We start from the raw sequence: 20,608 nt of genomic DNA, 5'->3' as shown, positions 1-20,608 counted from the left end.
GCAATTCCTGCCTGAATCGATCAACGGAGCGCGCAATGGACGAGATCACAACCCGCCACAACGAAAAGATGCGCCGCATCAAGGCCGCCCGCGACGAGATGATGAAGACCAAGACCGAGGAAAAAGGTCTGATCATGGTCCACACCGGCAAGGGCAAGGGCAAGAGTTCGGCCGGGTTCGGGATGATCATGCGCTGCATCGCGCATGGCATGCCCTGCGCGGTGGTCCAGTTCATCAAGGGCAACTGGGACACCGGCGAAAAGACCTTTCTCCGTGAACGCTTTGCCGATGAATGCCGGTTCTTCGTGTCCGGTGAGGGGTTTACCTGGGAAACCCAGGACCGCGAGCGAGACATTGCCGCTGCGCAGAACGGCTGGAAGATCGCCAAGGAGCAGATCCTCGACCCCGAGATCCAGTTCGTCCTGTTGGACGAGATCAACATCGCCCTGCGCTATGATTACATCGACATCGACGAGGTGGTCGAGTTCCTGCTGCACCAGAAACCGGCCATGACCCATGTCTGCCTGACAGGCCGCAACGCCAAGCCAGAGTTGATCGAGGCCGCCGACTTGGTGACAGAGATGGAGCTGCTCAAACATCCCTTCCGCGACGGCGTGAAGGCGCAGAAAGGCGTGGAGTTCTAGACCAATGAGCCGCATGACCCGCCTGCCCCCGGCCAGCCCCTGCGTGGCCCGCTGCGTGATCGACGAGGCATCGCAGCTGTGCACGGGATGCGCCCGCAGCCTGGACGAGATCGCCTGCTGGGGCAGCGCCTCGGACGACTTTCGCGCCGGCGTCTGGGCCGCCTTGCCCGCCCGCGCCGCGAACATGGGACTGAAGACGCGCCGCCTGTCCTGGCAGGGGGATACGCTGTTGACGGAAACGGCGCGGCGCATCGGCGAGGAAGGCGCGAGCCTCGTGGCGGGCATCTGGGGCGCCTCGGGCGAGCTGTCGCGCCTGCCGGGAACCGAATGTACGGGGCAGATCGGCGACGGCGTGCTGATCCTGCGGTTGGAAAATGCCGCGCTGCGGCTGGAGGCCGCGCGCTATCTCACCGCCTTCGAGATCGACCGCCCGGAGGCGCCGACGCTGATCGCCCTTGCTGTGCCCCTGGGCCGCGCCCTGCGCGATCCGGCCCGATCCTTGACCGCGCTGGGCCCGGACTCTGACGCGCTCTTGCCGCGCGACGCAGGCGGACTGCGCTTTGATCTTGGGCTGGGCAGCCGCGCCGCACGGTTCACCGTGCGGTGCGACAAGGCGCTTGCCACTCGGCTGGCCCGGAGCCAAGGCACGGCCTGGCCGGATCACCTGTCGCGCAGCGGCCTCGCCCTGCGAGACGCGGCCCCGGTTCGCGTAATCGAAACGCCCTGCCTGCGGCTGGAAATCGATGCCGAGATCCCGCCGCCAGATGGTGAATCTCCGGAAGGGCCGCACACGCACCTCTTGCCGGATCACGTCGCGCAGGGGCTGGAAACGCCGCCAACCGTGCCCTTGCCCGCGGGCTATGTCGCAACTGCCCTGATCTACCCGCAATGACGGCTGAGCTTGTCGTCTGGGACTTCGACGGCGTGTTGAACGCCGAACCGCCGGGCGACCCCTTCGGTTGGGTGGCAGACCTCGACCGCACCCTGGGCCTGTCACCGCGCGCCTTTCGCGCCTTCCTGAACCAGCCCGGACAGGCGGCACGGGTGTTGCGCGGCGCGCTGCCGCTGGAACGGGCGCTGGCCGACTGGCTGGCGACGCAGGACACGGATGTCCGCGCCGAAACCCTGCTGGACCATTGGTTGCGGGCCGAGGACCGCCCCGATACGCAGGTGATCGACTGGCTGGCACGCAGTCCCGGACGTGCCGTGATCGGTACCAACAACCCGGCACCACGGGCGGATTACATCATGGATGTCATGGGCTTGTCGGCACATGTTGAGGCGATCTTCGCCTCCGGCCCGATGGGCGTGGCCAAGCCCGATCCGGGGTTCTTCGGCCAGATCGAACGCTGGTCGGGGCTGATGCCGCAAGACCTGCTTCTGATCGACGATAACCGCCAGAACCTGGCCTCCGCCGCCCGACGCGGCTGGCAGACCTTTCATTTCGACGCGCGCAACCGCAATGACCTGCCAAAGCGGCTGGGGATCGCGCCATGAGCCGCGCGGTAATGATCCAGGGCACCGGGTCCAACGTGGGCAAGTCCATGTTGGTGGCGGGCCTCTGCCGTGCGGCGCGGCGGCGCGGGCTGTCCGTGGCACCGTTCAAACCTCAGAACATGTCGAACAATGCCGCCGTGACCTCTGACGGCGGAGAAATCGGACGGGCGCAGGCGCTTCAGGCGCTGGCCTGCGGCCTTCCGCTGCACACCGACATGAACCCGGTGCTGCTGAAACCGGAAACGGATGTGGGGGCCCAGGTCGTCGTGCAGGGCAAGCGCCTGACCACCGCCAAGGCCCGCGACTACGCGAAGTTGAAACCGCAACTTCTTGGTTCCGTTATCGAAAGCTTCAATCGCCTCAGGTCCGCGCATGACCTGGTGATCGTCGAGGGTGCGGGCAGCCCGGCAGAGGTGAACCTGCGCAAGGGCGACATCGCCAACATGGGCTTTGCCGAGGCCGCAGGCGTGCCGGTCATCCTCGCCGGAGACATTGACCGGGGCGGTGTGATCGCCCAGATCGTTGGGACCCAGGCAATCCTGCCGACCGATGACGCCAACCGCATTTCCGGTTTTCTTATCAATAAGTTTCGCGGCGATCCTCGTCTTTTTGACGAGGGTTACAAGCTGATCGAAGAGCGCACGGGCTGGCGCGGCTATGGCGTTGCCCCCTGGTTCCCCGAGGCCTGGCGCCTGCCGGCAGAGGATGCATTGGACATCCGTACTCAAACCCGTGCCGAAGGCTTGCATGTGGTGTGCCTCTGCCTCTCGCGCATGGCCAATTTCGACGATCTCGACCCGCTCGCCCAGGAACCGGACGTGCGCCTGACCATGCTCCGGCGCGGCGAGGCGATCCCTGGCGACGCCGACCTCGTGATCCTGCCCGGCAGCAAGTCCACCCGCGGCGACCTTGCCTTTCTTCGTGAACAAGGCTGGGACGTGGACCTGATGGCGCATCACCGCCGTGGCGGTCGCGTGCTGGGGATCTGTGGCGGCTATCAGATGCTTGGCCGGGTGGTCGATGACCCGCAGGGCATCGAGGGGCCGGCGGGCCGCGATCCCGGCCTTGGCCTGCTGGAGATCGACACCGTCATGACCGCTGACAAGAGCCTGACAGAGGTCAACGCCCGCCATGCGGCCACGGGCACCACGTTCCACGGCTACGAAATCCACATCGGTCGCAGCGACGGCCCGGACCGCGCCCGCCCTTTCGCTTTTGTCGGGGACAATCCCGAAGGTGCGATCAGCGCCGATGGCCGGGTCATGGGCAGCTACCTGCACGGCATGTTCCGCGATGACGGGTTCCGCGCGGCATGGCTGACCGGGTTCGGGGTCGCGGCCAGCGCCTCGTATGATGCGACGGTTGAACAGACGCTGGAGGCGCTCGCCGATCACCTGGAGGCACATCTGGACGTCGAGGGAATTCTTGCCGCCGCGCGCTGAGCGCCGTCAGCCCTGTAGCACCCCCTCCAGACGTGCCCAATCGGGTTCGGACCCCGGCAGGCCCAACCGCAGCCAGCCCGCCGAGTAGGGGAAGACGCGGGTCCAGATCCGCGCCTCGGCCAACCGCTCCTGCGCGGCCAGGGCATCGCCCGTCTCATAGGTTCGGAACAAGACCGTGCCCCCCACCGCGGACCAGCCCGCCGCCTCGGCCAGCGCATCCATGCGCACCGCGTCACGCGACAGCCGCGCGATCGTCTGCACTTGCCAGTCCGTATCCGCCAGCGCAGTGCATCCGGTTGCGATTGCCGGCCCGTTGACCGCCCAGGGACCGGCCAGCCGTCGCATTTCGCCCACCAACGCGGACGGGCCAAGCGCAAAGCCCAACCGCAGACCGGCCAGCCCGTAGAACTTGCCGAAGGATCGCAGGACGAGGATCAGGACACCCTCGGGCAAACTGTCGAGAAAAGGGATAATCGAATATTCCGGCGCCGGGTCGGCAAAGCTTTCGTCGACCACGAGAAGGCCCACGTCCCGCGCCAGGTCGATCAGCTCTTCCGGCGTCCAGAACCGCCCATCCGGGTTGTTCGGGTTGACCACGACCCCAAGCCGCGCGCCCTTCAGGCCATCCGCATCCCCGGCCTGGGTCACGGTCCAGCCCTGCGCCGTCAGCGCTCCTGCGTGTTCGTTGTAGGTGGGACCGACGACGCGGGCCTCGCCCCCGATGCCCAGACGCGGCACCAGCTGGATCGCGGCCTGCGCACCGGCGAGCGCGACGCATTCGGTGTCCTCTTCGGCCCGGTAGGTTGTCCGCGCCACAGTCTCCAAGGCGGCGAGCTCTACCCGCGTGGGCAAGGCTGCCCATGCCCGGGCCGGCAGCTCTGGCAACGGATAGGGCACGGCATTGATCCCCGTCGACAGGTCCAGCCAGTCGCCATCGCCAAAGCGGGCCTTGGCCCGGTCCAGATCGCCGCCGTGATCGCGCATCTTTTCCCCTAGAATATCGCCAGCCCGATAAGGACCGCGCCGCAGAGAAACATCGCCCGGACATAAAGCGCAAGGCCCCGGGAGATGTCACGCGCCTCCGGATCGGCGGCACCTTCATTGACCCAGGGTTCCTGGGCAACGCGGTCACCGTAGACGCGCGGCCCGGACAGACGCACGCCCAGCCCACCCGCCAAGGCGGCCTCGGGCCAGCCCGCATTGGGCGAGCGGTGGCGCGCGGCGTCTTGAGACACAACTCGAAGAGACCTCCAAAACCCATTGGCAGCCAATGCAAAAACAAGCGAGGTCAAACGCGCCGGAACAAGGTTCACCAGGTCGTCCAGCCGTGCGGCCACCTTTCCGAAATGCTCGTATCGGTCGTTGCGATGGCCGATCATGGAATCCATCGTGTTGATCGCCTTGTAGGCCACGATACCTGGCAGTCCCGCCACCACGCCCCAGAACAGAGGCGCGACGATGCCGTCCGACGTGTTCTCGGCCAGGCTTTCCAGGGCCGCGCGGCTGATCCCGGCATCGTCAAGCGCACTGGGGTCACGGCCCACGATCATCGACAGGGCATGGCGCGCGGCGGGCAGATCCCCGGCCAAAAGCGGATCGCGGACGGCAGCGACGTGATCGTACATCGAGCGCACCGCGATCAGCGGCCAGGCCAATACGCCCAGCACCAGGACCGCCGCCCAGCCCTTGCCCAGCACAACCGTCACCAGAACGGCAGGACAGACAGAGACCAGCAGGACCAACATCACTGTCAGCACGCCCGTGGCAAGCTGCCGCTGTGCACCCCCCTTGTTCAACCGCGCCTCAAGCGCCGAGATCAGCGAGCCGATCCAGACCACCGGGTGTGACAGCCGCCGGAACAGCGCCGAGGGCCAGCCCAGTGCCACGTCCAGCAGCAAGCCGATCAGCATGACCTGTGCAAAGATCATTCCGGCTCTCCCGTCATGAAGCGAAAGACCCCGGCATAGCCCGCCGCCCGCATCTGTGCCTCGGCCCCGTCCGGCAAGGTTCCCGGGGCATAGATCAAGGCGCGGGCGGGGCCGGTATGGGCACGGGCATGGCCCAGCGCGCCCAGGTCCCTTGCCAGGGACTCGGTCGGATCATCGGCAGGGCCGCGCAACGCCGTGCAGCGCCGGGCGGATTCGCTGGCCAGCGCGGCCTTGCCCGCCAATCCAGACCCCGGCCAGTCGGCGACCAGGTCAGCCACGTCGGGAAACCGCATGTCGTTGGGGTCGGTCCGTTCCGGCGCGCCAAGGAACCCGCCAAGGATCTCGCAGTGCGGCACCGGGCCGAGTGCGTCCAGCACCTCTGCGCGTCGCGAGGCCCAGAGCAGGCCGTCGCACCCCGGCCACATCAGCGGATCGCTCGCGCCCTCGATCTGCAGGCAGGCCCGCGCCACTTCAGCGCCATCCTTCCCGGCAAGCCGGCCCAGCGCCACAAGCGCGGCGGTCGACATGCCCGCGCCGCCCCCGGGCGGGAAATCGGGTGTGATCGTGACCTGCCCCTCAAGCGTCACGCCAAGAGCCGTCAGAAAGCACTGCACCATGTCCGGCGCCAGTACCTCGGGCGTGCCCGAAACCCGCAACGGTCCATCACCGTGCCGCGTCACCCGGACCCCCAGGTCCGGGCAGGCCAGCGTCACCAGGGCCACCGGCCCGTCAGGCCCCAGCCGCCCCTGCAGCCATTCCCCGAAATGCCCCGCGACAAAGACCATTGGGCTAGATCGGACGCCAGTTGGTGGAGATCACCGAGAGCCCGCCGGGATAGGCGCGCAGGCGTGTCACGGACCAGGGCGCCACTTCGAACCCCAGCGCAGGCGGCACAACGCCCAGGGCCAGCGCAATTCCCCCGCGCACCGTACCGGCATGGGCCACGACGGCGACCGGCCCATCCTGCCGCGCCTTCTCCGCCAGCCCTTCCAGGGCGGGCCGCACCCGCGCGACCATGTCGGCAAAGCTTTCGCCCCCGGGCGGACGGTGTTCGGCCAACTCCCCTGAGGACAGCGCACCGATGTCCGGGATCTCGTCGAACCGCAGCCCGTCATGCGCGCCGAAATCCTGTTCCCACAGGCGTGGATCCTGTTCCAGTTCCGCCCCGGGCCAAAGCGCCTGCGCCGTCTGCCGACAACGCAGCGCCGGGCTGACCACGCGGTGCGCGACCTCTGACACCAGGGCCCGCAGAGGTGCCCACACCGCCGCCTCGCCCAGCTCTGCGGGCACGTCCATGCGTCCGCACAAACGCCCGTCATGCAGCGCGGGCGCATGTCGAATCAACAGCAGTTCAGAGGCGTCGGGCGGCGTCATTTCGGGGCTTTTCAACCAGATCGGAACATGCTTTGTCACGACCGCATGGGAAAGTCGATCCTCATCACGGGTGGCGCACGCTCTGGCAAGAGCAGCCTTGCAGAGCGCATGACGCTCGACCTCGGGCGGCCCGCGATCTACATCGCCACCGCGCAGGCCCATGACGGAGAAATGGCCGACCGCATCGCCCTGCACCAGGCCCGCCGCGACGCGGACTGGCGGACCGTCGAGGCCCCGCGCGACCTGCTGGGCGCCCTTCGGGACACCGATGGCACGGCGCCCCGGCTGGTCGACTGTCTGACGCTCTGGCTGACCAACCTCATGCTGGCCGAAGAGGACTGGCAGGCGGCGGTCGAGGCGCTGGCAGAGGCCCTGCCCGCGCAATCCGCGCCGGTGATCTTCGTCACCAATGAGGTCGGCGCCGGGATCGTCCCGGAAAATGCCCTGGCCCGCGCCTTTCGCGATGCGGCGGGGCTGGTCAATCAACGTATCGCCACAGCCTGCGACGAACTCTGGTTCTGCGTCGCGGGCCACCCACTGAAAGTCAAACCCGCATGAGCACCCTGCCCCTTGCGTCGCTGGACGCGGTGACCTCTCTCGATCTTCCCGGTTTCGACACGGCCGCGGCCGAGGCGGCGACAGCGCGCCAGATGCAACTGACGAAACCGCCCGGCTCGCTGGGGCGGCTGGAGGATCTGGCCGCTTTCATGGCCGGATGGCGCGGCACCGATCGCCCGGCGATCGAACGCGCGCAGGCACTGGTCTTTGCCGGAAACCACGGCGTCTGCGCGCAGGGTGTGAACCCGTTTCCGCAGGAAGTGACGGCGCAGATGGTGGCGAATTTTGCCGCCGGGGGCGCCGCGATCAACCAGCTGTGCCGGACCACGGGCGCCGAGCTGGACGTAATCGCGCTGGACCTCGACCGGCCGACGCGGGATTTCACCGATCAACCGGCGATGAGCGAAGAGGAATGCCTTGACGCGCTGCACCGGGGCGCGGCGGCGGTGGATACCGGCGCCGATATCCTGCTGTTGGGCGAAATGGGGATCGGCAATTCGACCGTTGCGGCGGCGCTGGCCCTTGCGGCCTTTGGTGGCACCGCACCGGACTGGGTCGGCCCGGGCACGGGATCGGACGCCGATGGCATGAGCCTCAAGGCGCGCGTCGTGACGAAGGCGGTCGAGAAACACGCTGCGCTGGCGCCCATGATGCGCCTTGCCGCCCTTGGCGGGCGCGAGCAGGCGGCGCTTTGCGGCGCGGTCCTTGCGGCGCGCATGGCCCGCATCCCGGTGCTGCTGGATGGCTTCATCTGCACCGCTGCGGTCACGCCGCTGTATTCCGCCGCACCCCACCTTCTGGCGCATTGCCTGATCGCCCACATGAGCCGCGAACCGGGGCACCGGCGCCTAGCCGATGCGATGGAGAAACCGCCGCTGCTGGATCTTGGCATGGCACTTGGCGAAGGTTCTGGCGCGGCGCTGGCGCTCGGGATCGTGAAGGGTGCGCTGGCCTGCCACAACGGCATGGCCACCTTCGCCGAAGCGGGTGTCTCGGACGCATGAGCCTGCGCCGCCGCATCGACGAGCTGCGGCTGGGGATGATGATGCTGACCCGCCTGCCGATGGGACGGCTGGATGATCCGGCGCCGACACTGGCACAGGCGCGGTGGAGCTTTCCGCTGGCCGGTCTGCCGCTGGGGCTTGGGGCCTGGGCGATCCTGGCCGGTCTTCAGGCGCTGAGCCTGCCTCCGCTGGCCACTGGCTTTGCCGTGCTGGCGGTGCTGGCCGCACTGACGGGCGGGTTGCACCATGACGGCTTTGCCGATTTCGCCGACGGCATGGGGGGGCGTGACCGGGCGCACCGGCTGGAGGTCATGCGCGACAGCCGGGTCGGCAGCTACGGTGTGATCGCAATGATCCTTGCCACCGGGCTTGGAGCCTCTGCGCTGAGCGCCTTGCCCGCGGCCGCATGGGCAGGCCTGTTGCTGGTCAGCACGGCCAGCCGCCTGGCGATGCTGGTCCTGCTGGACCTCATGCCACCCGCCCGGCACGACGGGTTGGGACAGATGGCCGCCACAGACCGGATCGCCGCGCCCTGGCGCGTGTGGCTGCCGGGCGGTCTGTTGACGCTCTGCGCGGCGCTTGCCACCGGCATGGCTGCCCTGCCTGTGCTGATTGCAATGATGCTGGCCGCAGCCTGGGTCGCCTGGCGGGCCCGCAAGCTGCTGGGAGGACAGACCGGCGACGTGCTGGGAGCGGCACAGCTGTCCAGCGAGACGGCGGGCTGGCTGGTTCTGGCCGTCGTGCTCTAGACCCGGTCGGATGCTCGAAATGCGGGCAGGTCTGTCAGACCTGCCAATTGGGCCTGCGCCCTCATTGCACCTGCAACGAGGACAGGGCTACACTGCGTCCAGACTGATACAGGACCCCGCGATGACCAAACCCTTGCCAGAGTTCGACCTTTCAGGCTTTACCCCCTACCGGCTGGCAGTTGCGGCCGAAAAGACCTCAGAGGCGCTGGCCCGCCAGTACCGCGAGCGCTTTGGCATCTCGATCCCCGAATGGCGGGTTCTGGTCCACCTGGCCCAGCCGCTGGACGGGCGCGGCACCGTCTCTGTCCGCGACATCGAAGCCCGCGTGGCGATGGAGAAAAGCAAGGTCAGCCGCGCGGCCAGCCGGCTGGAGGCCGCGGGCTATATCGAAAAAGCCGCCGATGCGGGTGACAGGCGGTTGGTGCGCCTTGCCCTGACAGGCAAGGGGCACGCGCTCATGGCAGAGCTGCTGCCGCTGGCCAGGGCCTACCAGGAGGAACTGGAACGCCGTCTGGGCGACACGCTGGCCGATTTCGAGGCCGGGTTGGATCGACTTCTGGACACGCTGCCCCCCGACCTGTGATACCGCCGCCCCCGTTCGGCGGCCACTGCGGCGACCGCTATTGAACGGTCAATCTGTAATTCCTTAAACTTGCGACATAAACCCCGTAATTCATTGGCGTAATTTTCTAGGCCACAAATATGTCGTGACCTAACCTGTCCCTGTAAAAAAGGGACCGCACATGGCAGATCTTGCAGCAGACGGCGTCTTGACCTTCACGGCAACCGATACGGGCACGACCCTGTCGCCGCTGACGGGCTATGTCTTCACGCCCTCACTGGCAACGGTGAACGACTCCAACAACGACGACAACATCGACTCCTTGGATTACTACGGGCTGATCACTACCGGCTATTCCGGCTACACGATCAACATCGGTGGCAATTACTACGCAATCTTTACCAACGGGTTGGGGGAATACTATATCCCCTTCGATTCCGCGCAGGAGGATCTGTCAGCGCTAACCCTCTCTGCCGTGACGCAGGCCATCACCCAGACCGGCGATGATGCCAATGTCTACAACTGCTTCCTGACCGGGACCCGCATCGCAACCCCGGACGGCTCTCGCCGGATAGAGACGCTGGCGCATGGCGACCTGATCCTTGCCGCCGACGGCCGCGCCCTACCCCTGCGCTGGCTTGCCCGGATGGAGGTCCGCCCCCAGGCTGTGAACAAACCCATCGGGCGGTTGCCGATCCGTATTGCCGCTGGCGCCCTCGGCAGTGAATTGCCCAAGCGCGACCTCTATGTCTCGCCCGATCACGCGCTGGTGCTCGACGGGATGCTGGTCAACGCCTCGGCCCTGATCAACCATTCGGACATCAGGATGATGCGCGCCTCGGAAGCGCCGGCAAGCTTTACCTACTGGCACGTCGAACTGGATGCCCATGAGATCATCCTTGCCAACGGCATCCCGACCGAGAGCTTTGTCGACTATGCCCGCCGCGGCGGGTTCGACAACTACGACGAATACCTGGCGCTGAACGGCTGTGACCGGCTGATCCGCGAGATGCCCCTGCCCCGGATCTCGTCGCGGCGCCAGCTGTCGCCGGTCCAGGTCGCCTGACCAAGCCTCACAGGGCAACCGTCACCGGGCGCGCAACCGCGCCGCGCCCAACGCGCTGAGGGCCACCATGACAGCCGCCGTTGCCAGGCACAAAGGCAACCCGCCGACCTGGTAGCTGAGCCCCGACAAGAGCGTGCCCAGCAGGCGCCCCGTTGCATTGGCCATGTAGTAGAAACCCACGTCCATCGTCACCCGCTCGCCCTTGGAAAAGGCCAGGATCAGGTAGGAGTGAAGCGAACTGTTGACCGCGAATAGCGCCCCGAAGACCAGCAACCCGGCAATGATCGTCGCCGTCAGCCAGGGCGCCGGGTCGCCCGCCGCCAGCACCAGGACCGCCAGCACCGCCGGAATCACCGTCAGCGACAGGGCCCAGCCCCGGGCCGCACCCACGATCTCACCCGCCGGACGCGTGGCGGCGCGCAGGGCCTTCGGCGCATAGGCCTGAACCGCGCCGTAGAGGATCGTCCAGACCGCCATGAAGCTGCCGATGGTGAAAAAGGCGATGCGGTTGCCCTCTTCGCTGCCGTCCGACAGCACCGCGTAGAAATAGACCGGGATGCCGACGACGAACCAGACATCGCGCGCGCCGAACAGGAAGACCCGCGCCGCCGACAGCCAATTTACGTTGCGGTCCTTGGAAAAGACCTCCTTGAACTTGGCGCCCTTCTTGCCGGTGGGCAGGCCCGAGGGCATCCGCAAGGCCACCGCCAGCAGCACCGCACCCAACACCGCCGCCATGCCCAGCACCGCCGGGACAAAGCCGAACAGCGCCAGCAGCGCCGCGCCGGTCAGAAAGCCCAGCCCCTTGATCGCGTTCTTGGACCCGGTCAGAACCGCGACCCAGCGGAACAGCCCGCCCTGCCCGCTTGGCGCCAGCAGCTTGACCGCCGATTTCGCCGACATCTTGGACAGGTCCTTGGCCACGCCGGACAGCCCCTGCACCGCCATGACGAAGACCACCGAGGCAGTCAGGCTCCACGCCGGGTCCAGCTGGGCCAGCGCCAGCAGGGCGATGACCTGCAGCGACAGGCCCGCGTAAAGCGTCGAGGTCAGCCCGAACCGCGCCGCGATCCAGCCCGCCGAGAGATTGGTGACGATGCCTGCGAATTCATACAGCAGGAACAGGTAGGCCAGCTGCACCGGCGAAAAGCCCAGCGTGTGGAAATGCAAGAGCACCAGCATCCGCAGCGCCCCGTCGGTAAGCATGAAGGCCCAGTAGGCGGCGGTCACGGCGATATAGGCCGCGAACCCCTGCGGCCGGGCTTGGGTGGCGTCACTCATGGCGTCAGCGTTTCTCGTATGTGAATTCCGTCCCGTCGCGTGCACTGCGCAGGCGCAGACGGTCAGGGCTTTGGTCAAGGATCACCCAGCACAGGTGTTCGCCGTCGTCGAAGGCAACGCTCAGGTGCGGTCCCGGCAGGTCCCGGCATTCGGACAGGATGTCGAAGGGCCCGCTTCTGATCGGAACATCCTGCAGGGTCTCGGCAAGGCGCGTGTCGTCGAAGATCAGCCCGGACCCGGGTCGCGCAACATCCCGCCAGGAGCCGGCAAGCGCCTCGACCATCCGGGTGTATTCATCCTGCGCCCGCACCTCCAGATCCAGCAAGGTCGCCCGTGCCGATGTCCCGGTCTCATCCAGTACCTCGACCGTCGCCAGGACAGAGGTCCATTCCGGCTCCATCAAGAGGGCCAGCAGCAGGTCCGGATCGCCAGTGCCTTCATCCGCGATCACGTAGCGGGTGCCCCCGGACAGGATTGTGCAGACGGCCACGTTCAGGTCGGGATCGGCGCCGCAGGTTTCGATCATTCCGGCAATGGTGCGCTTGCCCGATGACGCCGCGCCATCCGCCTGTGCCCGGAACAGGTAGTGGCCCCTATCCGCCATCCTGCCGTTCACCCATTCGGACCCGAAACGCAGGAAGCCCCCGCCAACGACCGGCGCGGCGCTCTGGCCTACCGTGTAGGAAAGCCCCTCGGCGCAGGCCGATGTGCCCAGGAATGCCATGACGAGACTGGCTGCAACGCGCATCCGAACTTCTCCGCGGTTAGAGCGAGGCACCGACCATATGGGCCACGTCCACAAGCCGGTGCGCATAGCCCCATTCATTATCATACCAGGCATAGATTTTCACCTGTGTGCCGTTGACCACCATCGTCGAGGGCGCATCCACGATCGAACTACGCGGGTCGTTGGTGTAGTCGGTCGAAACCAGCGGACGCTCCTCGTAGCCCAGGATGTCCTTCAGTCCGCCTTCGGACGCGGCCTTGAAGAGAGCGTTGACCTCCTCTGCCGTCGTCTCGCGCTCCACCTCGAAAACGCAGTCGGTCAGCGAGGCGTTCAGCAGCGGCACCCGCACCGCGTGGCCATTGAGGCGGCCCTTGAGTTCGGGATAGATCAGCGTGATCGCCGTGGCGCTGCCGGTCGTGGTGGGGATCAGCGAGTTCAGCGCAGACCGCGCGCGGCGCAGGTCCTTGGCAGGGCGGTCCACGATGGTCTGGGTATTGGTGACGTCATGGATTGTGGTGATCGAGCCGTGCCTGATGCCGAGGTTCTCGTGGATCACCTTGACCACCGGGGCGAGGCAGTTGGTGGTGCAGGAGGCCGCCGTGACGATCCGGTGCTGTTCCGCGTCATAGATGTCATCATTGACGCCATAGACAATGTTCACGGCGCCGCCGTCCTTGACCGGGGCCGACACGACCACCTTTTTCACGCCCCGTTCGAAATAGGGCGCAATCCGCTCTGCGGTCTTGAAATAGCCGGTGCAGTCGATGACCACATCCACCCCTTCCAGCGGCAGGTCCGCCAGGTCGCGCGTGCCGAACACCGGGATGCGGGTGCCGTCGATGGTGATGCTGTCGGCATCCGCGCTGAACGCTGCGTCCCAGCGGCCATGCACGGTGTCGAATTCCAGCAGATGCGCATGCATGGCCGGATCGCCCACCGCGTCGTTGAGAAAGGCGATCGTGTCCCCCGCCTCCAGCATGGGTTTCACGATCAGCTTGCCGATGCGGCCAAGCCCGTTGATGGCGTAGGTGGTCATGCGAAGTCTTCCGTTCTTGCGATGTCGTCGATCCGGGCCTGCAGGCTCTCGCGATCCAGTGTGCCAATGGGCAGGGCCGTGAAGGCCTGGATGCGGTTTTTCAGGGCGCCGTAGACCTGTTGAAAGGCCAGATGTCTTTCCGCCTCGGTGCCGGTTGCCTTGACCGGGTCGGGCTGACCCCAGTGGCCGGTCATCGGCTGGCCCGGCCAGGGCGGGCATTCCTCGTTCGCCGCCCGGTCACAGACGGTAAAGACGAAATCCAGTTGCGGCGCGCCCTCGCCCTGGAATTCCGACACGTTCTTGGCGCGCAGGTCGGACACGTCATGCCCCTTGTCCTGCAAGACCTGCAGCGCCTGGGGGTTCAACTCACTATAAGGATTGGTCCCTGCCGAGAAGGCGCGAAAACGTCCTCCGGCGAGGTCACGCAGCAGGGTTTCGGCAAAGATCGACCGGGCAGAGTTGCCGGTGCAGATGAACAGGACGTTGTAGGTGCGATCAGCCATTTCGCGCTCCGTCAGGGATGTTGGCAGGCAAAGATCCGGGCGGCCACGGCAGCAATCCGCCCAGAGATAGGTCAACAGCCGCCCCGCGCCCTCGGTATCGGCGGCGTACATCAGCGAGGTCCCGTGCCGGGACTGGGTTACAAGGCCCGCGCTACGCAATTGTGACAAGGCCGCCGAAAGCGTCGAGGGCGCCAGGTCCAGCGCCAAGGCGATCTCTCCGGCGGGAACGGCATCCGGAAAACGCCGCATCAGCAGGCGAAACACGTCCAGTCGACGGCCGTGGGCAAGAGCGGCAAGGGCGTTGAGCGATTCAGATTTCATATTTCCGGAAATACGGAAATATAAGCCTTGCGACAAGCTGTATTTCCGATTTTCCGGAAATAGACGGATGGGCCATTTCGACAGACGGTTGGCGCCCGTTAACCAAAGCATGTTAGGGGACCCGCATATTCGCTTCTTGTCTGACCGGAGAAAGCCCATGCCCGGACGCGCGCCCCTTGCCCGCTGGCTGAACGACACCAACGATGTGACCCAGACCTTTCTGGCCGCCGGACAGATTCCCGACCTCGTGAACCTGGCGGGCGGGTTGCCCGATCCGTCGACCTGGCCGGTTTCTGACCTGTCGGATTTCGCAGGCCGCGTCGTGACCGAACACACCGCCGAGGTGCTGGGCTATTCGCCCATTGACGGGCTGCCCGACCTGCGCGACCGCATCGCGGCAGAGTTCAGCCACGGCGACCTGAACCTGACCCAGGACAACGTGCTGATCACCACCGGCGGGATGCAGGGGCTGGACCTGCTGGGCAAGGTCTTTCTCGACCCCGGTCAGACCATCGCGGCGCAGTCCCCGGCCTACCTGGGCGCCATCGACGCCTGGAAGCCGCGCGCGCCGCAGTATCGTGCGATGGTGATGGAGACCAATGACTTCGACGCAGAGGCCGCCATGACCGGGGCCCAGTTCGCCTACACAGTCCCCAATTTCTCGAATCCTTCCGGACGGCTGGTGCCAGAGGATCAGCGCCGCGCTCTGGTGGCGGCGGCAGAGGCGACGGGCTGCTGGCTGGTCGAGGATGATCCCTATGGACACCTCTACTACGACGGCGCCCCCCTGCCCCGGATGCTCGAGCTCTCCGCCAACGGGGCCGAGGTCTATAACGGGCCGGTCGTCTACCTTGGCACATTCTCGAAACAACTGGCTCCGGGCCTGCGTGTCGGCTGGGTCATCGCCGCGCCAGAGATCATCGTGGCCATGACCACGGCCAAGCAGGGCTCGGACATGTTCACTAGCGGGCTGTGCCAGCGCATTGCGCTGGAGGCGATGGAACGTGGCCTTCCGGAACAGTTGCTCCCCGGTATCCTGGATATCTACCGCACCCGGCGCGATGCGCTGTGCGAGGCGATGCAGGCAGAACTGTCGGACCTTTTCACCTGGCAAGTCCCCGAGGGCGGCATGTTCGTCTGGGCCGTGGCGCGCGACCCGGCCCTGGACACCGACCGGCTCATGAAGACCGGGCTGGAGCACGGTGTCTGCATCTCGCCCTCCAGCGTCTTTGACCCGATGGGACAGGACCGGCGTGCGATCCGGGTGAATTTTACGCTCAACCCGCCCGACGTCCTGGCCGAGGGAATCCGCCGCCTGGCAAGGGCGACACGAACAGAATTGAGACGGGCCGCCTGACTCTCCCCTTGGCACCGAAACCGCTTTTGCGCCCGCCGCCTTCAAGGCGGCGGATTGCTGCTTGTGTCAATCACACCCTAACGAATTCCATTTATTAAATATAAATCTTTTTGCATATCACTTGGGCGCACCAACGCCCAAGCCTGTATGAGAAGGAGCAGTGAATTGACAGCCAAGACGACGCTTGCCGCGGCCATCGGAATTGCACTGATGTCGGCGCCGGTTCAGGCCGAACACGCCAACCCCTGGGCGGATGAGGATGACACGGTTCTGGCCAAGAACCACGACACCAACCAGGCACGCAGCATCGGGACGCCGGGTGAGGACGAGATGCGTGGCGTGATGAACCGCCGGGCACATGGCAAGCTGGACAACCCACGGGGCGGCGGCGGAGTGGCTGGCGGCGCCTCCGGTCGGGCTGGAGGAGATACCGGAGGCGGAAACGGCAAAGGACGCCGTTGACCTGCCGAGAACTGAAAGGGACCCGCGCCACCAGGCGCGGGTCTTGCATTTACGGCTTCTGTATCAGGCCAGTGAGGGCAGCCAGAGCACGATCCCCGGAAAGGCCACCAAGAGGGCGATGGTCACCGCGTCGGCCACGAAGAAGGGCGTCACGCCACGGAAAACGTCCTGCACCGAAAGCTCTGGCCGCACGCCAGCCACCACGAAACAGTTCAATCCAATGGGCGGTGTAATCAGGCAGAACTCGGCCATTTTGACCACCAGAATGCCGAACCAGACCGCGCACATCGGCCCCGACATTCCAAAGGCCGCCTCTTCGGCGCTGACGAACATTCCGCCATTCAACGCCATGACCGCCGGGTAGACAACCGGCAGCGTCAAGAGCAGCATCCCGATGGCATCCATGAACATCCCAAGCACCGCGTAGGCCAGCAGGATGCAGATCAGGATCAGCATCGGCGAATAGGGCAAGGCGGTCAGCCAATCGGAAAACGCCGAGGGCAGATCGGCGAACCCCAGGAAGCGCACGTAGATCAGCACGCCCCAGATGATGGTGAAGATCATGATCGACAGTTTCGCAGTCTCGACCAGCGCGTCCTTCAGCTCGCGCAGGCGCATGCCGCGCCAGAGCGCCATCAGGAAGACGATGAAGGCACCGATAGCGCCGCCTTCGGTCGGCGTGCCCCAACTGTCCCCGCCGAACGGGTTGTAGACGAAGAAGATGATGATGACGACCACCGCCACGATGGGCAGCGCGGGCGGCAGGCTGACCAGCCTCTCGCGCCAGGTAAAGCCGCCGACCGGGGGACCAAAGCCCTTGATGGTCAGCGCCAGCCCGATGATCAGCAATGCGTAGACCAGGGCCGAGAACATGCCCGGAATGAACCCGGCCAGCAACAGGCGCCCCACGTCCTGTTCGACGATGATCGCGTAAATCACCAGGATCGCCGAGGGCGGGATCAGCGATGCCAGTGTCCCCCCTGCCGCCACGACGCCCGCCGCAAAGCGTTTGTCATACCCCACCTTCAGCATCTCGGGGATGGCGATACGGGCAAAGACCGCCGCGGTCGCGACGCTGGCCCCCGACACGGCGGCAAAGCCCGCAGTAGCAAAGACGGTGGAGACCGCCAGCCCGCCCGGCACCCAGGCGATCCAGCGTTTTGCGGCCTCGAACAGGGCGCGCGTCAGCCCCGCGTAATAGGCCAGGTAGCCGATCAGGATGAAGGTGGGGATCAGGCTCAGCGCCTGCGACGCCACCTTGCCATGTGGCACCTGCCCGGCGGTCTTGACCGCAACGGTCAGCGCCCAGCCGAATTCCTCCGGGTCGTAGCCCTTTTTCGACCAGAAGATCCAGATTAGCCCGGCCAGTCCGGCCAGGGCCGCGGCAAAGGCCACACGCATCCCGAGGACCACCATGACCAGCAAGCCGCCGGTGACCCAGAGGCCAATTTCAATCGACGTCATGTATCGTGCCCCTGTACCTGGTCGGCCTCGGCCGCCGCCTGTTCCGCCGCGGACATCACCAGCGGCACCGCCACCGGCTCGCTCTGCCCCAGGACGATGGCCCGCCCGTAGGCCACCAGCTGCACAACCAGCCGCAGCGAGATCACGGCAAAGGCCACCGGCACCACCAGTTTCGCAGGCCAGATCGGCAAGCCGATGTCGATCGAACTGTCACGGCTCCAGTTCGGGGCGCTGAAATCGAAACTGCGGTCGAAATGGGCCCAAGTTCCCCAGACCAGCAGCACCATCAGCACGAGGATCAGCAGCGTCGTGATGAACTCGGCAATCCAGAGCGCACGGCCCCTGAGGACGCCGATGACGATGTCCATCCGGATATGCCCGCCAACGCGTTGAACGTAGGAAATGCCGAAAATGGCGATGAAGGGCATCGCCGCCTCGATCCAGTCGACGTACCCCCGAAGCGGCTCGTTGAAGAAATTGCGGCCCGAGACGGAAATCACCGCCAGGCACATCAGCGCAAAGGCCCCGACGCCGGAAACCAGCGCCATGCCCCATTCGACCCGCGCAAGCGCACGGTCCAGCCGCGACAGCAGGCTGTCATCTTCGAGGACGGAGGCATGTCCCGCCATCGCTCACCTCTCATGTCCGGAGAAACGCAGGCCCCAGCCCCATGTCGGAACCTCCGGCCGGATCACGAAGACCCGGCGGGAGGCCCCGGCCCAAGGCCGGGGCGCGATGGGCCCGCCTCAGTTGGAGGCGCGCGCCTTTTCGAGGGTCGAGAACACCAGGTCATAGAGTTCCTGTGCGGGCAGGCCACGCGCATTCATGTCCTGGATCCAGGCATCGTGCAGCGGCTGACCGGCGACCTGACGGAACTTGGCCAGCTCGTCGTCGGTGATCATGACCTTCTGAACGCCCTTTTCCTCCAGCACCTCGTCCCAGCGCTGCAGCAGCTTGCCGTAGTTCTCGAGGTAATAAGCGATCGCCTCGTCCACGGATTCGTCCAGCGCCTGGCGCTGGTCGTCAGGCAGCGAGTCATAGGCGTCGATGTTGACCACGATGGGGCAGTTGACGGTGCCCGGGTTCAGGTTGGCCGTCCACCAGTCCGCCTGGTTGATCGTGCCGAAGGAGAGGTGCGCATGCTGGGCAAAGGCCACCGTGTCCACGACGCCCGAGTCCATCGCCTGGTAGGCTTCGGACGAGGTCACGCTGGTCGGCACACCGCCCACTGCGCTGAACGCCTTGCCAAGGCCGCCGGTGGCGCGCACCCGCATGCCGTCGAACTCGGTCAGCTCGTCGCGCGGCTCTCCGGTGCCCACGAGGTTGTATTGTGGCATGGGCGAGGTCATCAGCATTCGGGCGTTCCACTGCGCCATTTCCTCGGCCACCGCCGGATGGTCATAGATGGCATGGCTGACGGCCACTTCCTCTTCCAGCGTGGACACGCCCAGGAAAGGCAGTTCCAGCACGGTGATCGCGCGGTTCTTGTCGGGATGGTAGCCGGCGCAAAACTGCGCCATCTCGAAGGCGCCGATGGAAATCCCGTCGAGGTTCTCGGTGTTCTTGGACAGGCCACCGTAGGAAATGTTCATGGTGAAGGCACCACCGGTCTTTTCCGAGACCAGTTCGGCGATCTTGTGCAGGTGCTCGGTAAAGGCGCGACGCGAGCCCCAGGTCGAGACGTTCCATTCCGTCGCGGCGGCCTGTGTGGCCAGGGTCGCGGCAATGGTCGTCGCCAGCAGTTTTGCAGTGATATTGGACATATGATCCTCCCCTATGTGTCCAGCGGTATTCTCCGCCTCGCCGGGAGGTTAGTCGAATGCCCCCGCGGTTCAAGGGCCTTGGGCCAAAAGGGGATTCGCATTGGCGAGCGCTAACAATCGGTATACGTCGGCATACCGCATCCTTTTGTCACACCTGCTCCGCCAAGCGCGACAACCACAAGATGCACAATTGGCGGTCAGACGCCCTTACAAAGTGCTGACCGAGGCGTCATTAAAACAAGGGGCTTAGCGGCTCGCGGGCAAATTTGTTTACGATTTGCAGACCATTAGTGAAAATAATTTACATCTAAATCATTCATAACGCTAACAATATTTATTTCTTTTCCGTTTCGGGTATTGTCCCACTTGAACGCGGTGACGCTAGGGAATGGCGTGCCGCCGGATCAAAACGGAGAGGGAGCTCCTTCATGACCGAACAGACCACACCCGAGACAGCCACCCCCGTCTATCCGCCCTCGGCCGACATGGTGAAACACGCCCACGTCGACCTTTCGCGTTATGATCAGATGTACGCGGCCTCGGTCAGCGATCCGGCGGCCTTCTGGGCGGAGCAGGCGCAGCGGCTGGACTGGATGAAGCAGCCGAGTGAGATCAAGAACACCGATTTCACCCTCGGCCAGGTCAAGATCGAGTGGTTCCGCGACGGCACGCTCAACGTCGCCGCCAATTGCATCGACCGCCACCTGGACAAGCGCGCCAACCAGACCGCCATCATCTTCGAGCCCGACGATCCCAACGAACCGGCGCAGAGCATCTCCTATGCCGACCTGCACCGCCGCACCTGCCGCATGGCCAACGTCCTGGAATCCCTGGGCGTGCGCAAGGGCGACCGCGTCATCATCTACCTCC

Annotated in this window: 23 protein-coding genes; 12 read left to right on the top strand and 11 right to left on the bottom strand. The window is 65.7% G+C overall.

Features of this window, described 5'->3' with window-relative positions; translation table 11 throughout:
- The first annotated feature begins 35 nt into the window (after positions 1 to 35).
- Genes cobO through G9Q80_RS05200 form a run of 4 tightly spaced genes read left to right on the top strand, consistent with a single transcriptional unit; the run spans position 36 to position 3,583 of the window.
- On the top strand, positions 36 to 644 hold the full coding sequence (gene cobO / locus G9Q80_RS05215) for a cob(I)yrinic acid a,c-diamide adenosyltransferase (protein WP_043146488.1): 609 nt from the start codon (positions 36 to 38) through the stop codon (positions 642 to 644).
- A gap of 4 nt (positions 645 to 648) precedes the next feature.
- Entirely contained in the window at positions 649 to 1,536 is an 888-nt protein-coding gene (locus G9Q80_RS05210; RefSeq protein ID WP_198550043.1) for a DUF1289 domain-containing protein, read from the top strand.
- A complete protein-coding gene (locus tag G9Q80_RS05205; protein ID WP_088716728.1) occupies positions 1,533 to 2,141 on the top strand; it encodes an HAD family hydrolase in 609 nt (202 codons plus the stop codon). Before G9Q80_RS05210 ends, G9Q80_RS05205 begins: the two co-directional genes overlap by 4 nt.
- Entirely contained in the window at positions 2,138 to 3,583 is a 1,446-nt protein-coding gene (locus G9Q80_RS05200) for a cobyric acid synthase (protein ID WP_088716729.1), read from the top strand. The genes G9Q80_RS05205 and G9Q80_RS05200 overlap by 4 nt, the downstream gene beginning before the upstream one ends.
- A gap of 6 nt (positions 3,584 to 3,589) precedes the next feature.
- On the opposite strand, the gene G9Q80_RS05195 is transcribed toward G9Q80_RS05200, so the two are convergent.
- From G9Q80_RS05195 to G9Q80_RS05180, 4 genes are read right to left on the bottom strand one after another with little or no spacing between them, the layout of a single operon-like run.
- Positions 3,590 to 4,567, bottom strand: a complete 978-nt coding sequence (locus tag G9Q80_RS05195) for a threonine-phosphate decarboxylase (RefSeq protein WP_088716730.1) — start codon at positions 4,565 to 4,567, stop codon at positions 3,590 to 3,592.
- An 8-nt stretch (positions 4,568 to 4,575) separates the two neighbouring features.
- Entirely contained in the window at positions 4,576 to 5,511 is a 936-nt protein-coding gene (gene cbiB / locus G9Q80_RS05190) for an adenosylcobinamide-phosphate synthase CbiB (protein ID WP_088716731.1), read from the bottom strand.
- Positions 5,508 to 6,296: a propanediol utilization protein gene (locus G9Q80_RS05185; RefSeq protein WP_168246432.1), complete on the bottom strand. Its 789-nt coding sequence runs from the start codon at positions 6,294 to 6,296 to the stop codon at positions 5,508 to 5,510. Before G9Q80_RS05185 ends, cbiB begins: the two co-directional genes overlap by 4 nt.
- A gap of 4 nt (positions 6,297 to 6,300) precedes the next feature.
- Positions 6,301 to 6,924, bottom strand: coding sequence for a histidine phosphatase family protein (locus G9Q80_RS05180; protein ID WP_349237767.1), 624 nt, complete (start codon positions 6,922 to 6,924; stop codon positions 6,301 to 6,303).
- 6 nt (positions 6,925 to 6,930) lie between these two features.
- On the opposite strand from G9Q80_RS05180, the gene cobU reads away from it, so the two are divergent.
- The 5 genes from cobU (at position 6,931) to G9Q80_RS05155 (ending at position 10,824) form a co-directional block, all read left to right on the top strand.
- Positions 6,931 to 7,443, top strand: a complete 513-nt coding sequence (gene cobU / locus G9Q80_RS05175; protein ID WP_088716751.1) for a bifunctional adenosylcobinamide kinase/adenosylcobinamide-phosphate guanylyltransferase — start codon at positions 6,931 to 6,933, stop codon at positions 7,441 to 7,443.
- Positions 7,440 to 8,447 carry a nicotinate-nucleotide--dimethylbenzimidazole phosphoribosyltransferase gene (cobT, locus tag G9Q80_RS05170; RefSeq protein ID WP_088716733.1) on the top strand — a complete coding sequence of 336 codons (1,008 nt, stop codon included), beginning with the start codon at positions 7,440 to 7,442 and terminating at the stop codon, positions 8,445 to 8,447. Before cobU ends, cobT begins: the two co-directional genes overlap by 4 nt.
- On the top strand, positions 8,444 to 9,196 hold the full coding sequence (locus G9Q80_RS05165) for an adenosylcobinamide-GDP ribazoletransferase (RefSeq protein ID WP_088716734.1): 753 nt from the start codon (positions 8,444 to 8,446) through the stop codon (positions 9,194 to 9,196). The genes cobT and G9Q80_RS05165 overlap by 4 nt, the downstream gene beginning before the upstream one ends.
- A 121-nt stretch (positions 9,197 to 9,317) precedes the next feature.
- The gene (locus G9Q80_RS05160) at positions 9,318 to 9,779 is read left to right on the top strand and encodes a MarR family winged helix-turn-helix transcriptional regulator (protein ID WP_069209546.1); all 462 of its coding nucleotides are present in this window, start codon (positions 9,318 to 9,320) and stop codon (positions 9,777 to 9,779) included.
- 160 nt (positions 9,780 to 9,939) lie between these two features.
- Positions 9,940 to 10,824 carry a Hint domain-containing protein gene (locus G9Q80_RS05155; protein ID WP_088716735.1) on the top strand — a complete coding sequence of 295 codons (885 nt, stop codon included), beginning with the start codon at positions 9,940 to 9,942 and terminating at the stop codon, positions 10,822 to 10,824.
- Between the two features lie 21 nt (positions 10,825 to 10,845).
- On the opposite strand, the gene arsJ is transcribed toward G9Q80_RS05155, so the two are convergent.
- Genes arsJ through G9Q80_RS05135 form a run of 4 tightly spaced genes read right to left on the bottom strand, consistent with a single transcriptional unit; the run spans position 10,846 to position 14,692 of the window.
- Complete coding sequence (gene arsJ / locus G9Q80_RS05150; RefSeq protein WP_088716736.1) at positions 10,846 to 12,105, bottom strand: organoarsenical effux MFS transporter ArsJ; 1,260 nt, start codon at positions 12,103 to 12,105, stop codon at positions 10,846 to 10,848.
- A gap of 4 nt (positions 12,106 to 12,109) precedes the next feature.
- Positions 12,110 to 12,853, bottom strand: a complete 744-nt coding sequence (locus tag G9Q80_RS05145; RefSeq protein ID WP_088716737.1) for a hypothetical protein — start codon at positions 12,851 to 12,853, stop codon at positions 12,110 to 12,112.
- Positions 12,854 to 12,869: 16 nt separating this feature from the next.
- A complete protein-coding gene (locus G9Q80_RS05140) occupies positions 12,870 to 13,868 on the bottom strand; it encodes an ArsJ-associated glyceraldehyde-3-phosphate dehydrogenase (protein WP_043146499.1) in 999 nt (332 codons plus the stop codon).
- Positions 13,865 to 14,692 carry an arsenate reductase/protein-tyrosine-phosphatase family protein gene (locus G9Q80_RS05135; RefSeq protein ID WP_088671551.1) on the bottom strand — a complete coding sequence of 276 codons (828 nt, stop codon included), beginning with the start codon at positions 14,690 to 14,692 and terminating at the stop codon, positions 13,865 to 13,867. Before G9Q80_RS05135 ends, G9Q80_RS05140 begins: the two co-directional genes overlap by 4 nt.
- A gap of 157 nt (positions 14,693 to 14,849) precedes the next feature.
- On the opposite strand from G9Q80_RS05135, the gene G9Q80_RS05130 reads away from it, so the two are divergent.
- Positions 14,850 to 16,049: an aminotransferase-like domain-containing protein gene (locus tag G9Q80_RS05130; protein WP_088716739.1), complete on the top strand. Its 1,200-nt coding sequence runs from the start codon at positions 14,850 to 14,852 to the stop codon at positions 16,047 to 16,049.
- Between the two features lie 165 nt (positions 16,050 to 16,214).
- Positions 16,215 to 16,511, top strand: a complete 297-nt coding sequence (locus tag G9Q80_RS05125; protein WP_088716740.1) for a hypothetical protein — start codon at positions 16,215 to 16,217, stop codon at positions 16,509 to 16,511.
- A 63-nt stretch (positions 16,512 to 16,574) separates the two neighbouring features.
- On the opposite strand, the gene G9Q80_RS05120 is transcribed toward G9Q80_RS05125, so the two are convergent.
- The 3 genes from G9Q80_RS05120 to G9Q80_RS05110 form a co-directional block, all read right to left on the bottom strand.
- A complete protein-coding gene (locus tag G9Q80_RS05120; protein WP_043146503.1) occupies positions 16,575 to 17,975 on the bottom strand; it encodes a TRAP transporter large permease in 1,401 nt (466 codons plus the stop codon).
- Entirely contained in the window at positions 17,972 to 18,604 is a 633-nt protein-coding gene (locus tag G9Q80_RS05115) for a TRAP transporter small permease subunit (protein WP_074623196.1), read from the bottom strand. The genes G9Q80_RS05120 and G9Q80_RS05115 overlap by 4 nt, the downstream gene beginning before the upstream one ends.
- A 117-nt stretch (positions 18,605 to 18,721) precedes the next feature.
- Complete coding sequence (locus G9Q80_RS05110) at positions 18,722 to 19,738, bottom strand: C4-dicarboxylate TRAP transporter substrate-binding protein (RefSeq protein ID WP_088716741.1); 1,017 nt, start codon at positions 19,736 to 19,738, stop codon at positions 18,722 to 18,724.
- Between the two features lie 428 nt (positions 19,739 to 20,166).
- On the opposite strand from G9Q80_RS05110, the gene G9Q80_RS05105 reads away from it, so the two are divergent.
- The coding region (locus G9Q80_RS05105) for an acetyl-coenzyme A synthetase N-terminal domain-containing protein (protein ID WP_168246431.1) at positions 20,167 to 20,608 on the top strand (442 nt) is incomplete at its 3' end.

Source organism: Mameliella sp. LZ-28 (genome assembly GCF_012274245.1).
GTDB lineage: Bacteria > Pseudomonadota > Alphaproteobacteria > Rhodobacterales > Rhodobacteraceae > Antarctobacter > Antarctobacter albus.
Note: the sequence above shows the minus strand (reverse complement) of the source record. Positions and strands in the feature narration are given on the sequence as shown.